A 14,691-nucleotide genomic window follows, 5' to 3' on the forward strand; every position below is an offset into this window, starting at 1 on the left:
TGAGGCCAGCCGCTGTGGAAAAAGTGTGACGCAGGGGATCAGAGCAACACCACGTCATATTGTTCCTGGGAATACATGGTTTCCACCTGGAAGCGAATGGTGCGACCGATAAACCCTTCAAGCTCGGCGACGTTACCGGACTCTTCATCGAGTAACCGATCGACAACTTTCTGGTTGGCCAACACCCGATAACCCTCGGCCTGATAGGCCCGGGCTTCACGGAGAATCTCGCGGAAAATCTCGTAGCAGATGGTTTCCGGGGTTTTCAGCTTGCCGCGCCCCTGACAACTGCTGCACGGCTCGCACAGCACCTGCTCCAGACTTTCACGGGTACGCTTGCGGGTCATCTGCACCAGGCCCAACTCGGTGATACCGATGATGTTGGTCTTGGCGTGATCGCGCTCCAGCTGTTTTTCCAGGGTGCGCAACACCTGCCGCTGATGCTCTTCATCTTCCATGTCGATGAAGTCGATGATGATGATCCCGCCCAGATTGCGCAGGCGCATCTGCCGGGCAATCGCCGTGGCCGCTTCGAGGTTGGTCTTGAAGATGGTTTCTTCGAGATTGCGATGGCCGACGAACGCTCCGGTGTTGACGTCGATGGTGGTCATGGCTTCCGCCGGGTCGACCACCAGATAACCGCCGGATTTGAGCGGCACTTTGCGCTCAAGGGCTTTCTGGATTTCATCTTCGACGCCGTACAGGTCGAAAATCGGTCGCTCGCCCGGATAGTGTTCCAGACGATCGGCGATTTCCGGCATCAGTTCGGCGACGAACTGCGTGGTTTTCTGGAAGGTTTCCCGAGAGTCGATGCGGATCTTCTCGATTTTCGGGCTGACCAGATCGCGCAAGGTGCGCAGCGCCAGACCGAGATCTTCGTAGATCACGCTGGGGGCGCCGATGGTTTTGATTTGTTCGTTGATCTGATCCCACAGACGGCGCAGGTAGCGGATGTCCATGAGGATCTCATCGGCGCCGGCACCTTCGGCCGCCGTGCGCAGAATGAAACCGCCTGCCTCCTTTATGCCTTCTTTTGCCACGCAATCGCTGACCACTTGCTTGAGGCGTTCGCGTTCGGCTTCGTCTTCGATCTTCAGGGAAATGCCGACGTGGGCGGTGCGCGGCATGTACACCAGATAGCGCGACGGGATCGACAGTTGCGTGGTCAGGCGCGCGCCTTTCGACCCGATCGGGTCTTTGGTGACCTGCACCACCAGGCTCTGACCTTCGTGCACCAGCGAGCTGATGCTTTCCACCGCTGGGCCTTCGCGCAGAGAAATTTCCGAAGCATGGATGAACGCGGCGCGATCCAGGCCGATGTCGACGAACGCTGCCTGCATGCCGGGCAGCACCCGGACAATCTTGCCTTTATAGATATTGCCGACGATCCCGCGTTTCTGCGTGCGCTCGACGTGGACTTCTTGCAGCACACCGTTTTCGACCACCGCCACGCGCGACTCCATCGGCGTGATGTTGATCAGAATCTCTTCACTCATGGCAGGATCTCGTTCAGGCATGTTCACGATAATGGCCGCATCTTGATTCGTACGACGCTCATTGCGCGTTCAGGTTTTGCCAACAGGGTATGCCGAAATGGCCCAACAGTTCTGCGGTTTCGCAAACAGGCAGCCCGACCACCGCCGAATAGCTGCCATTGAGCCCCGCGACGAACACCGCGCCAAGCCCCTGAATGCCATAGCCACCGGCCTTGTCCCGGGGTTCACCGCTGGCCCAGTAGGCAGCCGCTTCTTCGCGGCTGATCGGCCTGAACCGCACCAGACTGCGCACGACTCGCGACTCGCAACGCTGGCCGTCAAGCACGGCGATGGCGGTCAGCACTTGATGTTCCTTGCCAGACAACATCATCAGCATGGCGCATGCGTCGGCTTCGTCCACCGGTTTGCCAAGAATTTTGCCGTCGAGCACCACGGCGGTGTCGGCACCGAGTACGCAGAATGGCATGTCGGACACGACTGTGCGCCGGCCAGCCTCGGCTTTGCCGCGCGCGAGGCGTTCGACGTAAGCCGAGGGGGATTCTGCGGGTAATGGGGTTTCGTCGATGTCCGCACTGATGGCGGAGAACGGAACGCCGATCTGCGCGAGCAATTCACGACGACGCGGCGATCCGGAGGCGAGGTAAAGCGGCTTCATCAAAACATCTCCCTGTTCAGTGCCCTGCTTCACCGGATCAATTGATTTTGTAGCGGCGGCGCAATCCACGCAAAGCGAAGCTGACCCAAGGCCAGAGCAAGGCACTGACGAGTGCCGGAAGGACCAGTGCCAGCGTCGGCTGACGGTTACCGGTCAGCGCGCTGAGCCACAACTGCACCAGCTGCGCCAGGCCAAAGATCACCAGAATGACCAGGCACTGTTGCCACATCGGAAACATCCGCAGGCGTTGCTGCAGCGAAAGCACCAGGAAGGTGATCAATGTCAGGATCAGTGCGTTCTGACCGAGCAGCGTGCCGTACAGCACGTCTTCCGCCAGCCCCAGACAGAACGCCGTGACCATGCCGACCGTGTTCGGCAGGTACAGCGCCCAGAAGGTCAGCAGCAAGGCGAGCCACAGCGGGCGCAGGATTTCCATGAATTGTGGCAGCGGCGACACGCTGAGCAGCATGCCGATGGCAAATGTCAGCCAGACGATCCAGCCGTTTCGCGATGCGGTAGCCCCGACCATTACTCTTGTCTCCCGGTGGTAGCAGGCGCGCTGACCGGCGGTTTCGCCGCAGGCCGTGCAGCAGGCTGGGCAGCCGGAGGCTTGGTCGCCGCCGGAGTGGTTGCCGGTGGTTTTGCGGGCGGCTTGCTTGCAACGGGTTTGGCCGGCGTGGCGCTGGCGGCCGGTGCAGTCGGCGTTGCCGCGGCGGCAGGTGTCGCAGCAGCCGGTGGCGTCACGGTTTTCGGCACAGTGGCCGGAATCACCGGGCCACCGCCCAAGGCATCAAGATTTTCCTGCGCCTGGGCCGCATCGTTGACACGCTCTTCGGCAGTGCGATTGTCGCTGAACACCAGCAGCAGATAGCGGCTGCGATTCAAGGCGGCTGTCGGCACGGCACGAACGATCGCGAAAGGCTGGCCGGAGTCGTGGATCACTTCCTTGACCGTCGCCACCGGATAACCGGCCGGGAAACGCTGCCCGAGACCGGAACTGACCAGCAGATCGCCTTCCTTGATGTCGGCGGTATCCGCGACGTGGCGCAGTTCCAGGCGCTCCGGGTTGCCGGTGCCGCTGGCAATCGCCCGCAGACCGTTACGGTTTACCTGAACAGGAATGCTGTGGGTGGTGTCGGTCAACAGCAATACACGCGAGGTGTACGGCATCAACTCGACTACCTGCCCCATCAGACCACGGGCGTCGAGCACCGGTTGACCGAGCACCACGCCGTCGCGCTCACCTTTGTTGATGATGATGCGATGGGTGAAGGGATTGGGGTCCATGCCGATCAGTTCGGCCACTTCGACCTTCTCGTTGACCAGCGCGGAGGAATTGAGCAACTCGCGCAGCCGAACGTTCTGCTCGGTGAGGGCCGCAAGCTTCTGCATGCGCCCCTGCAACAGCAGGTTTTCGGTTTTGAGTTTTTCGTTTTCGGCGACAAGCTCGGTGCGGCTGCCGAACTGGCTGGCGACACCTTCCCACAGACGACCGGGCAGGTCAGTGATCCAGTAGGCGTCCATCAGCACCAGCGACATCTGGCTGCGTGCAGGCTTGAGCAGACTGAAACGGGCATCGACCACCATCAGCGCGACCGACAGCACGGCCAGCACCAACAGGCGTACACCCAACGAAGGGCCCTTGGCGAAAAGCGGTTTAATAAGCCGCTCCTCCCAGGCAAATGTTCTGTTTATTCATACGGCATCAAACCGGCCTGGATGAAGACTGACAGAAGATAAACGCCAACAGGCAGCACTGCAAAGTGCTGCCTGTGCGCTCACCCACGTATTGCACCCAGCGACTTATTCGCTGGAGAGCAGGTCCATGGTGTGCTTGTCCATCATTTCCAGTGCACGGCCACCGCCGCGAGCTACACAGGTCAGCGGATCTTCGGCAACGATCACCGGCAGACCGGTTTCCTGAGCCAGCAACTTGTCGAGGTCACGCAGCAGCGCGCCACCACCGGTCAGCACCAGGCCACGCTCGGCGATGTCGGAAGCCAGCTCCGGTGGCGATTGCTCCAGAGCGCTTTTTACAGCCTGAACGATGGTCGCCAGCGACTCTTGCAGAGCCTCCAGCACTTCGTTGGAGTTCAGGGTGAATGCGCGTGGAACGCCTTCGGCCAGGTTGCGACCACGAACGTCGACTTCGCGAACTTCGCCGCCCGGGTAGGCCGTACCGATTTCCTGCTTGATGCGCTCGGCGGTGGATTCGCCGATCAGGCTGCCGTAGTTACGGCGCACGTAGGTGATGATCGCTTCGTCGAAGCGGTCACCGCCAACACGTACGGATTCGGCATAGACCACGCCGTTCAGGGAGATCAGGGCGATTTCAGTGGTACCACCACCGATATCGACAACCATCGAACCGCGTGCCTCTTCAACCGGCAGGCCGGCACCGATCGCAGCAGCCATTGGCTCTTCGATCAGGAACACTTCACGGGCACCGGCACCAAGGGCCGATTCACGGATGGCGCGACGCTCAACCTGAGTGGATTTGCACGGAACGCAGATCAGCACACGAGGGCTAGGCTGCAGAAAGCTGTTTTCGTGAACCTTGTTGATAAAGTATTGCAGCATCTTTTCGCAGACGCTGAAGTCGGCGATCACGCCGTCCTTCATCGGACGAATGGCAGCAATGTTGCCCGGCGTACGACCGAGCATGCGCTTGGCTTCGGTGCCGACAGCGACGACACTTTTCTGATTACCGTGTGTCCGAATGGCCACAACCGATGGCTCATTCAGAACGATACCGCGCTCGCGCACGTAAATAAGGGTGTTGGCAGTGCCCAGGTCAATGGAAAGATCGCTGGAAAACATGCCACGCAGTTTCTTGAACATGGGAAAGGGACCCTAGGCAACGCGTGGGTAAAAAAGTGCGGCAAACTCTAACAACGACAGGGATTTTGGGCAAGGCGCCAATATGTTAAATTGGCCGCTTTTCTGTGCACCAAGCCCCACAATCGCGGCCTTATGACCGTAGAAGTGCGGTAGTGTTCCGACAATCTAACACACGGACGCCGTCCGTTCTGTTTTCCACTGGAGAATCCCGATGGCGCTAGAACGCTCCGACGTGGAAAAAATCGCTCATCTGGCCTGCCTTGGCCTCAATGATGCCGATCTTCCGCACATTACTTCCGCCCTCAACAGCATTCTCGGGCTGGTCGACGAAATGCAGGCCGTCAATACCGACGGTATCGAGCCTTTGGCCCACCCGCTGGAAGCCAGTCAGCGCCTGCGCGCCGACATCGTGACCGAAAGCAATCATCGCGAGGCCTATCAGTCCATCGCACCAGCGGTCGAAAACGGCCTGTATCTGGTTCCGAAAGTCATCGACTAAAGGGAAAGAGCCTGCAATGCATCAAATGACTCTGGCCGAGATCGCCCGCGGTCTCGCCGATAAAAAGTTTTCCTCCGAAGAGCTGACCAAGGTCCTGCTGGCGCGTATTACCCAGCTCGATCCGCAGCTCAACAGTTTCATCAGCCTCACCGAAGAGCTGGCCATCGAGCAGGCGAAAGCCGCCGATGCACGCCGCGCCAACGGTGAGAGCGGCGCCCTGCTTGGCGCGCCGATCGCTCACAAAGACCTGTTCTGCACCCAGGGCATCCGCACCAGCTGCGGCTCGAAGATGCTCGACAACTTCAAGGCGCCCTACGACGCCACCGTGGTCGCCAAACTGGCGGCGGCCGGTGCCGTGACGCTGGGCAAGACCAACATGGACGAATTCGCCATGGGTTCGGCCAACGAGTCGAGCTGGTACGGCGCGGTGAAAAACCCGTGGAACCTGGAACACGTGCCGGGCGGTTCGTCCGGTGGTTCGGCCGCGGCCGTTGCCGCTCGCCTGTTGCCGGCGGCCACTGCCACCGATACCGGCGGCTCGATTCGTCAGCCCGCCGCGTTCACCAACCTCACCGGTCTGAAACCGACGTACGGTCGTGTTTCGCGCTGGGGCATGATCGCTTACGCCTCCAGCCTTGATCAGGGCGGCCCGTTGGCGCGCACCGCCGAAGACTGCGCAATTTTGTTGCAAGGTATGGCCGGCTTCGACCAGAACGACTCCACCAGCATCGAAGAGCCAGTGCCGGATTACTCCGCCAGCCTCGGCGATTCGCTGCAAGGTCTGCGCATCGGCGTGCCGAAGGAATACTTCAGCGCCGGTCTCGATCCGCGCATCGCCGAGCTGATCCAGAACAGCATCAAAGAGCTGCAGAAGCTCGGTGCCGTGATCAAGGAAATCAGCCTGCCGAACATGCAGCACGCGATTCCTGCGTACTACGTGATCGCGCCGGCAGAAGCCTCTTCGAACCTGTCGCGTTTCGACGGCGTGCGTTTCGGCCATCGCTGCGAGAACCCGGAAAACCTCATCGACCTGTACAAGCGCTCGCGTGGCGAAGGCTTCGGCCCTGAAGTCCAGCGCCGGATCATGGTCGGTGCGTACGCGCTGTCCGCCGGTTACTACGACGCCTACTACCTGAAAGCGCAGAAGATCCGTCGTCTGGTGAAGAACGACTTCATGGCTGCCTTTAATGAAGTCGACATCATCCTCGGCCCGACCACGCCGAACCCGGCCTGGAAGCTCGGCGCGAAAAACAGCGATCCGGTCGCTGCCTATCTGGAAGACGTCTACACCATCACCGCCAACCTCGCGGGCCTGCCGGGCCTGTCGATGCCGGCCGGTTTCGTCGACGGTCTGCCGGTCGGCGTACAGCTGCTCGCTCCGTATTTCCAGGAAGGTCGCCTGTTGAACGTTGCCCATCAGTATCAGTTGAACACTGACTGGCACACCCGCACCCCAACCGGCTTCTGAGGAGACACACATGCAATGGGAAGTCGTGATCGGGCTGGAGATTCACACTCAGCTCACTACCCGGTCGAAAATCTTTTCCGGTAGTTCCACCACGTTCGGTTCCGAGCCGAACACCCAGGCCAGCCTGATCGATCTGGGTATGCCCGGCGTGTTGCCGGTGCTGAACCAGGAAGCCGTGCGTATGGCGGTGATGTTCGGTCTGGCGATTGACGCCGAGATCGGTCAGCACAACGTGTTCGCCCGCAAGAACTACTTCTACCCGGACCTGCCGAAGGGCTACCAGATCAGCCAGATGGAATTGCCGATTGTCGGCAAGGGCCACCTGGACATCGCGCTGGAAGACGGCACCGTCAAACGCGTCGGCATTACCCGCGCGCATCTGGAAGAAGACGCCGGCAAGAGCTTGCACGAAGAATTCAACGGTGCCACCGGCATCGACCTGAACCGTGCCGGCACCCCGCTGTTGGAAATCGTTTCCGAGCCGGACATGCGCAGCGCCAAGGAAGCCGTGGCTTACGTCAAGGCGATCCACGCGCTGGTGCGTTATCTGGGCATCTGCGACGGCAACATGGCCGAAGGCTCCCTGCGTTGCGACTGCAACGTGTCGATCCGTCCGAAAGGTCAGGTCGAGTTCGGCACGCGCTGCGAGATCAAGAACGTCAACTCGTTCCGCTTCATCGAGAAGGCGATCAACTCCGAGATCCAGCGTCAGATCGAGCTGATCGAAGATGGCGGCAAAGTGATCCAGCAGACCCGTCTGTACGATCCGAACAAGGACGAAACGCGTCCGATGCGCTCCAAAGAGGAAGCCAACGACTACCGTTACTTCCCCGATCCGGATCTGTTGCCGGTGGTCATCGAAGAGTCGTTCCTCGGCGAGGTGCGCGCCACCCTGCCGGAGCTGCCGCCGCAGAAACGCGAGCGCTTCCAGAGCCAATTCGGCCTGTCGGCCTACGACGCCAACGTACTGGCCACCAGCCGTGAGCAAGCGGACTACTTCGAGAAAGTCGCAGCCATCGGCGGCGACGCCAAACTGGCGGCGAACTGGGTGATGGTCGAGTTGGGCAGCCTCCTCAACAAGCAAGGTCTGGACATCGACGAGTCGCCGGTTTCGGCTGAACTGTTGGGCGGCATGCTGCAGCGCATCAAGGACAACACCATCTCCGGCAAGATCGCCAAGGTGGTGTTCGAAGCGATGGCCAACGGCGAAGGCAGCGCTGACGAGATCATCGACAAGCGCGGCCTGAAGCAAGTCACCGACAGCGGCGCGATCTCGGCGGTGCTCGACGAAATGCTCGCGGCCAACGCCGAGCAGGTCGAACAATATCGTGCGGCGGATGAAGCCAAGCGCGGCAAGATGTTCGGCTTCTTCGTCGGTCAGGCCATGAAAGCCTCCAAAGGCAAGGCCAACCCGCAGCAAGTGAACGAACTGCTGAAAAGCAAGCTCGAAGGCTGATGAAAATGGAGCCGGTCCCAAGGACTGGCGCCATCCCCTGTGGGAGTGATCGGTGGCGAGGGGATTTATCCCCTCGCCACCGATCACTCCTGCACTAGTTTCGGGAAACCTTTGAATGAAGCGTTTGTTCACCAGCTGCGCCCTGCTCTCTTTGCTCGCCGGTTGCGCCAGCACCGACACTATCGACCCGCACGGTTACGACCAGACCGGCGTCGCCTCCTACTACGGAGCCAGACACCACGGTAAACGGACCGCCAGCGGCGAACCGTTCAACCAGAACGCCCTGACCGCCGCCCACCGCCAGTTGCCGTTCGGCACGCGGGTGAAGGTCACCAACCTGAAAAACGACAAATCCTGCGTCGTGCGCATCAATGATCGCGGGCCGCATACCCGTGGTCGCTTGATCGATGTTTCACGCGAGGCGGCCGAACAACTCGGTATGCTCAGCAGCGGCACTGCACGGGTTCGCGTGCAGGCTCTCGACGACTGATGGAGCACCGACCATTTTCGGACTGACCGATTTGCCGCTGATCAGTGTGATCGAACTGTTCGCCGGGCTGTGCCTGCTGATCTTCGGCGCCGAACTGATGGTGCGCGCCGCCGTGCGCCTGGCCGCGCGCCTGCATGTACGGCCGCTGATCATCGGCCTGACCATCGTCGCCCTCGGCAGCAGCGCACCGCAAATGGCGGTCAGCCTGCAAGCGGCGCTGACGCACAACCCCGACATCGCCGTCGGCAGCGTGATCGGCAGCAGCATTTTCAACATTCTGGTGACCCTCGGCCTGTCCGCGCTGATCATCCCGTTGCGCGTCTCGCGGCAACTGGTGCGCCTCGACATTCCGCTGATGATCGGCGCCAGCCTGCTGGTGTTCGTCCTGGCGTGGAACGAAGAACTCGGTCGCTTCGACGGCGCTCTGTTACTGGGCGCACTGGCGTTGTACCTCGGTTTGCTATTGCGTCAGTCGCGGCATTCGGCACGACCGCATTCGGAACAGCCGCAAGCAGTACAGGCCTCGTGGCTGGGCAGTTCGCTGATGATCATTGTCGGGCTGTTGATGCTGGTGTTCGCCGGGCGCCTGTTGTTGGGCGCTGCAGTGGTGGTGGCGACTGACCTGGGGTTTTCCGAGCGCGTGATCGGCCTGACCGTGGTCGCCGTCGGCACCTCGCTGCCAGAACTCGCCACCTCGCTGATCGCAGCCTTGCGCGGTCAACGGGACATCGCCGTGGGCAACGTGATCGGCGCGAATCTGTTCAACCTGCTCGGTGTACTCGGCCTCACCGCACTGATCGCACCGATGCCGCTGTCGGTTTCGCCGAACGCGCTGGATTTCGACTTGCCGGTGATGCTCGGCGTCGCCGCGCTGTGTCTGCCGGTGTTCTATTCCGGCTATCGCGTGACCCGTGCCGAAGGCCTGCTGTTGCTCGGTTTGTACCTGGCCTACGGGCTGCACGTGGTTTCGTTCACCACCGGCATGCCACTGGCCGGCAGGCTCGAACGCCTGATGCTGTTTTACGTTTTGCCGACGCTACTGACGTTTCTGTTGTTCACGTCGATACGCGCCTGGCGCCGCCAACACCACAAGAGGGATATGCCATGACCGAATCGAAGAAGTCCGGGGTTGAAGTCCGCCGCCAGGTAATGGGCGATGCATTTGTTGATCGCGCATTGGGCAATGCCACCGAGTTCACCCAGCCGTTGCAGGATTTTGTCAACGAACACGCCTGGGGCGGTGTGTGGAATCGCGAAGGCCTGCCGCTGAAAACCCGCAGCCTGATTACCCTCGCCGCACTGACGGCGCTGAAGTGCCCGCAGGAGTTGAAAGGCCATGTGCGCGGTGCATTGAACAATGGCTGCACGGTGGACGAGATCCGTGAAGCGCTGCTGCATTGCGCGGTATATGCCGGGGTGCCGGCGGCAATTGATGCGTTCCGCGCCGCTCAGGAAGTGATCGACACGTACCAGAAACATGAGTGACTGAACTGACGCCTTCGCGAGCAAGCCCGCTCCCACAGGGAAACACACTCCAAAATGTGTGAGCTTGCTCGCGAAGAGGCCAGAAAGCTCACGCCCACTCCCAGGCTAGATCCACCCACCCCACTGCAAGAAGAATATCCCGACGTTGGTGGTGATCGCCGCCATCAACGTGGTGATCACAATGATCGCTGCCGCCAGTTCATGATTGCCCTCGGCCGCCCGGGCCATGACAAAACTGGCGGCGGCGGTCGGGCTGCCGAAATACAGAAACAGAATCCCCAGCTCCGCCCCGCGAAAGCCCCAGAGCCACGCGCCCAACGTTGCAAGCACCGGCAAACCGATCATCTTCACCAGGCTGGAACTCAGCGCCATGTTGCCGCTCTTGCGCAACGCCGCCAGCGACAGCGTGCCGCCAATGCAGATCAGCGCCAGTGGCAAGGTGGTTTGCGCCAGATACTGACCGGAGGTCTCCAGCCATCCCGGCAAGCCGATCTTGAAGTAAGCAAACGGCGCCGCCGCAATCACGCTGATGATCAACGGATTGCTGAACACGCTTTTGCAGATGCTCCACGGGTCGGACTTGATCACCGGGCTGTACACCGCCAGCACAATGGTCGACAGCGTGTTGTAGAAAAGGATCACCAGCGCCGCGAGAATCGCCCCGAGGGAAATCCCGTAATCGCCGTACATGCTCGCGGCCAGCGCCAGACCGATCACGCCGTTGTTGCCGCGAAATGCACCTTGGGTGTAGATGCCGCGATCCTCACGCGGGCAACGAAAAATCGCCCAGCCCCAGGCCAGAGCAAAACTGACCAGCGTGGCAATCGCGAAGTAGATCAGCAACGCCGGTTGCAACGCTGCGTGCAGATCGGCGTGGAGGATGCCGAGAAACAGCAGCGCCGGCATGGTGACGTTGAACACCAGCGACGAGGCCGTGTGGATAAAGTTGTCGTTGATCCAGTTGATGCGCTTGAGCAGCACACCGAGAAACAGCATGGCAAACACCGGCGCGGTGATGTTCAGGGTTTCGAGGAAGATTGCCAGCATGCCGGGGGTAACCTTGGATGAGCGTTATTGGGATCTAATGATAAGCCAAAAGCCCCTCACCCTAGCCCTCTCCCGGAGGGAGAGGGGACTGATCGTGGGATATTCAAGAGGTCCGCCGACCTGAACTGACATTGCTGAATCCATAATCAACCCGGTATTTCAGGTCGATGTATTGCGCTAGACAACTCGGTCGGCCCCCTCTCCCTCCGGGAGAGGGCTGGGGTGAGGGCCAAGCCGATCACGCATCAAGTAATCGGCGCCGGGTTGAACAACGTAATGTCGTTATGCAGCTTGTGCTTCTCCGCCCACGTCTGTTGTTTGCCGCTCGCCACATCCAGGTAGTAGTGGAACAACTCCCAGCCCAGTTCCTCGATAGTCGCGCGTCCGGTGGCAATCCGTCCGGCGTCGATATCGATGAGGTCCGGCCAGCGCTGCGCCAGTTCCGTTCGGGTGGAAACCTTGACCACCGGCGCCATCGCCAAACCGTACGGCGTGCCACGCCCGGTGGTGAACACGTGCAGATTCATCCCCGCCGCCAGTTGCAATGTCCCGCAGACAAAATCACTGGCCGGCGTCGCACAGAAAATCAGACCCTTCTGCTTGAACCGTTCGCCCGGGCCGAGCACGCCGTTGATCGCACTGCTGCCGGATTTGACGATCGAGCCCAATGACTTCTCGACAATGTTCGACAGCCCGCCCTTCTTGTTGCCCGGCGTGGTATTGGCGCTGCGATCCGCTTCACCCTTGGCCAGGTAACGGTCGTACCAGTCCATCTCGCGTACCAGTTCTTCGGCAACGGTTTTGGTCTGCGCCCGTGAAGTCAGCAGGTAAATCGCGTCACGCACTTCGGTGACTTCGGAAAACATCACCGTCGCCCCGGCGCGCAATAACAAGTCAGAGGCATAGCCCAGCGCCGGGTTGGCGGTGATGCCGGAAAATGCATCGCTGCCGCCGCACTGCATGCCGAGAATCAACTCGGACGCCGGCACGGTTTCGCGGCGACGCTGGTCGAGTTTCTTCAGTCGGACTTCGGCCAGCTCCATGATCTGCTCGATCATCTCGGTAAAGCCGTGACTGGAATCCTGCAAGCGATACAGCCATGGATCACTGAGATCGACCGAAGCATCGTCCTCGTGCATCACCTGCCCGGCCTGCAATTTCTCGCAGCCGAGGCTGATCACCAGCGCCTCGCCACCCAGATTCGGGTTGCGCGCCAGATTGCGCACGGTGCGGATCGGGATGTAGGCGTCGGTGGCCGTGATGGCTACACCGCAGCCGTAACTGTGAGTCAGCGCCACCACGTCATCGACGTGCGGGTACTTCGGCAGCAGCTCGTCCTTGATGCGTTTCACCGCGTGATCGAGCACGCCGGTGACGCATTGCACCGTGGTGGTGATTCCGAGAATGTTGCGCGTGCCAACGGTACCGTCGGCGTTGCGGTAACCCTCGAAGGTGAAGCCTTCCAGCGGTGCCTGCGCGGCTGGCACTTCGGTGGACAGCGGCAGGCTGTCCAGCGGCGGCGCGGTCGGCATGCGCAGTTGATCTTCCTTGACCCAACTGCCCCGGCGAATCGGCTGCAACGCATAGCCGATGATCTGGCCGTAACGAATCACCTGACCACCCTCGGGAATGTCCACGAGTGTGACCTTGTGGCTCTGCGGCACAAAATCCACCGTCACCAGGCCATCGGCGAATTCGGTGCCGGCCGGCACGCCCTGGTCGTTCACCACTACCACTACGTTGTCCCGCTCGTGCAGGCGGATGTAGCGCGGCGAGTCGGAATGTTCAATCAACTGCATGACGCCGCTCCTCAGGAATGCGCTTGAGACAATTTGCCGGTGGCTTCAGTACCACCATGGGTTGGCGGCTCTTTCAATACCACACGTTTGATCGGGCCGACGATCACCAGATAGCTGAACACCGCGACCAGTGCGTTGGCGCCGACGAATACCAGTGCCCATTTGAACGAACCGGTGGAGCTGATGATGTAGCCAATCACGATCGGCGTGGTGATCGACGCGATGTTGCCGAAGGTGTTGAACAAGCCACCGCTCAGACCGGCGATCTGTTTCGGCGAGGTGTCGGAGACCACCGCCCAGCCCAGTGCGCCAACGCCTTTGCCGAAGAAGGCCAGGGCCATGAAACCGACGACCATCCATTCCACATCGACATAGTTGCAGGCAACGATGCTGCTCGACACCAGCAGGCCGGCAATGATCGGAGCTTTGCGGGCGAAGGTAAGCGAGTGGCCTTTGCGCAGCAGGTAATCGGAAATCACCCCGCCAAGCACGCCGCCGATGAAGCCGCAGATCGCCGGCAACGAAGCAATGAAACCGGCCTTGAGAATGGTCATGCCACGCTCTTGCACCAGGTACACCGGGAACCAGGTCAGGAAGAAATAAGTGATGCCGTTGATGCAGTATTGACCCAGGTACACGCCGAGCATCATGCGGTTGGTCAGCAACTGACGGATGTAATCCCATTTCGGACCGTCGGCTTTTTTGCCTTGCTTGACGTCCATGTCGACCATGCCGCCGTTGTCGGCGATGAACTGCACTTCCGCTTCGTTGGCCATCGGGTGTTGGCGCGGGCTGTGGATAACCTTCAGCCAGACCAGCGAGAAGATGATGCCGAGAATACCCATGACAATGAACACATGTTCCCAGCCAAAGGAGTAGACGATCCAGCCCATTAACGGTGCAAACAACACGGTGGCAAAGTACTGCGCCGAGTTGAAGATCGCCGAAGCGGTGCCGCGTTCTGCGGTCGGGAACCACGCGGCAACAATGCGCGCGTTGCCGGGGAACGATGGCGCCTCGGCCAGGCCAACCAGGAAGCGCAGCATGAACAACGCGACGATGGCGGTGGACATGCCGAACTCACCGACAAAGCCTTGCAGCACGGTGAACAGCGACCAGGTGAAAATGCTCAGGGCATAGACTTTTTTCGAGCCGAACCGATCGAGCAACCAGCCACCGGGGATTTGCCCGGCCACGTAGGCCCAACCGAATGCGGAGAAGATGTAGCCGAGGGTGACCGCGTCGATGCCGAGGTCTTTTTGCAGGCTGGAGCCGGCGATGGCGATCGTGGCGCGGTCGGCGTAGTTGATCGTGGTCACCAGAAACAGCATGAGCAGGATCAAATAGCGGACGTGAGTCGGCTTGGACGATTGCATGTAGATGTACTCCCACTGATTATTTTTATGCGCGGGTGAATCTTCTTTGGTCTGTCAGTTGTGGGAGCTGGCGCGCCAG

14 protein-coding genes are annotated in these 14,691 nt (G+C 60.5%); 6 read left to right on the top strand and 8 right to left on the bottom strand.

Features of this window, described 5'->3' with window-relative positions:
• Positions 1 to 38: 38 nt before the first annotated feature.
• The 5 genes from rng to mreB form a co-directional block, all read right to left on the bottom strand.
• On the bottom strand, positions 39 to 1,496 hold the full coding sequence (rng, locus tag F2P67_RS04395) for a ribonuclease G (RefSeq protein ID WP_166217795.1): 1,458 nt from the start codon (positions 1,494 to 1,496) through the stop codon (positions 39 to 41).
• 58 nt (positions 1,497 to 1,554) lie between these two features.
• Positions 1,555 to 2,151, bottom strand: a complete 597-nt coding sequence (locus F2P67_RS04400; protein WP_166217798.1) for a Maf family protein — start codon at positions 2,149 to 2,151, stop codon at positions 1,555 to 1,557.
• A 37-nt stretch (positions 2,152 to 2,188) separates the two neighbouring features.
• Positions 2,189 to 2,680 carry a rod shape-determining protein MreD gene (gene mreD / locus F2P67_RS04405; RefSeq protein ID WP_166217801.1) on the bottom strand — a complete coding sequence of 164 codons (492 nt, stop codon included), beginning with the start codon at positions 2,678 to 2,680 and terminating at the stop codon, positions 2,189 to 2,191.
• Complete coding sequence (gene mreC / locus F2P67_RS04410; RefSeq protein WP_166217831.1) at positions 2,680 to 3,813, bottom strand: rod shape-determining protein MreC; 1,134 nt, start codon at positions 3,811 to 3,813, stop codon at positions 2,680 to 2,682. Before mreC ends, mreD begins: the two co-directional genes overlap by 1 nt.
• Before the next feature lie 141 nt (positions 3,814 to 3,954).
• Positions 3,955 to 4,992, bottom strand: a complete 1,038-nt coding sequence (gene mreB, locus F2P67_RS04415) for a rod shape-determining protein MreB (protein WP_002555108.1) — start codon at positions 4,990 to 4,992, stop codon at positions 3,955 to 3,957.
• Between the two features lie 211 nt (positions 4,993 to 5,203).
• Between mreB and gatC the strand changes: the two genes are divergently transcribed.
• The 6 genes from gatC (at position 5,204) to F2P67_RS04445 (ending at position 10,390) form a co-directional block, all read left to right on the top strand.
• Positions 5,204 to 5,491, top strand: a complete 288-nt coding sequence (gene gatC, locus F2P67_RS04420; RefSeq protein WP_008085410.1) for an Asp-tRNA(Asn)/Glu-tRNA(Gln) amidotransferase subunit GatC — start codon at positions 5,204 to 5,206, stop codon at positions 5,489 to 5,491.
• Between the two features lie 16 nt (positions 5,492 to 5,507).
• Entirely contained in the window at positions 5,508 to 6,959 is a 1,452-nt protein-coding gene (gene gatA, locus F2P67_RS04425; RefSeq protein WP_166217804.1) for an Asp-tRNA(Asn)/Glu-tRNA(Gln) amidotransferase subunit GatA, read from the top strand.
• 10 nt (positions 6,960 to 6,969) lie between these two features.
• Positions 6,970 to 8,415: an Asp-tRNA(Asn)/Glu-tRNA(Gln) amidotransferase subunit GatB gene (gatB, locus tag F2P67_RS04430; protein ID WP_166217807.1), complete on the top strand. Its 1,446-nt coding sequence runs from the start codon at positions 6,970 to 6,972 to the stop codon at positions 8,413 to 8,415.
• A gap of 115 nt (positions 8,416 to 8,530) precedes the next feature.
• A complete protein-coding gene (locus tag F2P67_RS04435) occupies positions 8,531 to 8,905 on the top strand; it encodes a septal ring lytic transglycosylase RlpA family protein (RefSeq protein ID WP_166217810.1) in 375 nt (124 codons plus the stop codon).
• Positions 8,906 to 8,951: 46 nt separating this feature from the next.
• Positions 8,952 to 10,013: a calcium/sodium antiporter gene (locus F2P67_RS04440; protein WP_166217834.1), complete on the top strand. Its 1,062-nt coding sequence runs from the start codon at positions 8,952 to 8,954 to the stop codon at positions 10,011 to 10,013.
• Positions 10,010 to 10,390, top strand: a complete 381-nt coding sequence (locus tag F2P67_RS04445) for a carboxymuconolactone decarboxylase family protein (protein ID WP_166217813.1) — start codon at positions 10,010 to 10,012, stop codon at positions 10,388 to 10,390. The genes F2P67_RS04440 and F2P67_RS04445 overlap by 4 nt, the downstream gene beginning before the upstream one ends.
• Before the next feature lie 105 nt (positions 10,391 to 10,495).
• Here F2P67_RS04445 and F2P67_RS04450 read toward each other — a convergent pair whose 3' ends face one another.
• The 3 genes from F2P67_RS04450 to F2P67_RS04460 form a co-directional block, all read right to left on the bottom strand.
• Positions 10,496 to 11,437 carry an AEC family transporter gene (locus F2P67_RS04450; RefSeq protein ID WP_166217816.1) on the bottom strand — a complete coding sequence of 314 codons (942 nt, stop codon included), beginning with the start codon at positions 11,435 to 11,437 and terminating at the stop codon, positions 10,496 to 10,498.
• A gap of 245 nt (positions 11,438 to 11,682) precedes the next feature.
• On the bottom strand, positions 11,683 to 13,236 hold the full coding sequence (gene garD / locus F2P67_RS04455; protein WP_166217819.1) for a galactarate dehydratase: 1,554 nt from the start codon (positions 13,234 to 13,236) through the stop codon (positions 11,683 to 11,685).
• 11 nt (positions 13,237 to 13,247) lie between these two features.
• Positions 13,248 to 14,612 (bottom strand): MFS transporter, encoded by a 1,365-nt coding sequence (locus tag F2P67_RS04460; RefSeq protein WP_166217822.1) that lies wholly within the window; start codon positions 14,610 to 14,612, stop codon positions 13,248 to 13,250.
• Positions 14,613 to 14,691 lie beyond the last annotated feature (79 nt).

Origin of the sequence: Pseudomonas atagonensis (genome assembly GCF_011369485.1) — a bacterium.
Lineage (GTDB): Bacteria > Pseudomonadota > Gammaproteobacteria > Pseudomonadales > Pseudomonadaceae > Aquipseudomonas > Aquipseudomonas atagonensis.

Coding starts and splice junctions, on each gene's coding strand:
- gatA (WP_166217804.1), top strand. CDS start 5,508: ATGCATCAAATGACTCTGGCCGAGATCGCCCGCGGTCTCGCCGATAAA.
- mreD (WP_166217801.1), bottom strand. CDS start 2,680: ATGGTCGGGGCTACCGCATCGCGAAACGGCTGGATCGTCTGGCTGACA.
- F2P67_RS04460 (WP_166217822.1), bottom strand. CDS start 14,612: ATGCAATCGTCCAAGCCGACTCACGTCCGCTATTTGATCCTGCTCATG.
- gatB (WP_166217807.1), top strand. CDS start 6,970: ATGCAATGGGAAGTCGTGATCGGGCTGGAGATTCACACTCAGCTCACT.
- garD (WP_166217819.1), bottom strand. CDS start 13,236: ATGCAGTTGATTGAACATTCCGACTCGCCGCGCTACATCCGCCTGCAC.
- F2P67_RS04400 (WP_166217798.1), bottom strand. CDS start 2,151: ATGAAGCCGCTTTACCTCGCCTCCGGATCGCCGCGTCGTCGTGAATTG.
- gatC (WP_008085410.1), top strand. CDS start 5,204: ATGGCGCTAGAACGCTCCGACGTGGAAAAAATCGCTCATCTGGCCTGC.
- rng (WP_166217795.1), bottom strand. CDS start 1,496: ATGAGTGAAGAGATTCTGATCAACATCACGCCGATGGAGTCGCGCGTG.
- F2P67_RS04450 (WP_166217816.1), bottom strand. CDS start 11,437: ATGCTGGCAATCTTCCTCGAAACCCTGAACATCACCGCGCCGGTGTTT.
- mreB (WP_002555108.1), bottom strand. CDS start 4,992: ATGTTCAAGAAACTGCGTGGCATGTTTTCCAGCGATCTTTCCATTGAC.
- F2P67_RS04445 (WP_166217813.1), top strand. CDS start 10,010: ATGACCGAATCGAAGAAGTCCGGGGTTGAAGTCCGCCGCCAGGTAATG.
- F2P67_RS04435 (WP_166217810.1), top strand. CDS start 8,531: ATGAAGCGTTTGTTCACCAGCTGCGCCCTGCTCTCTTTGCTCGCCGGT.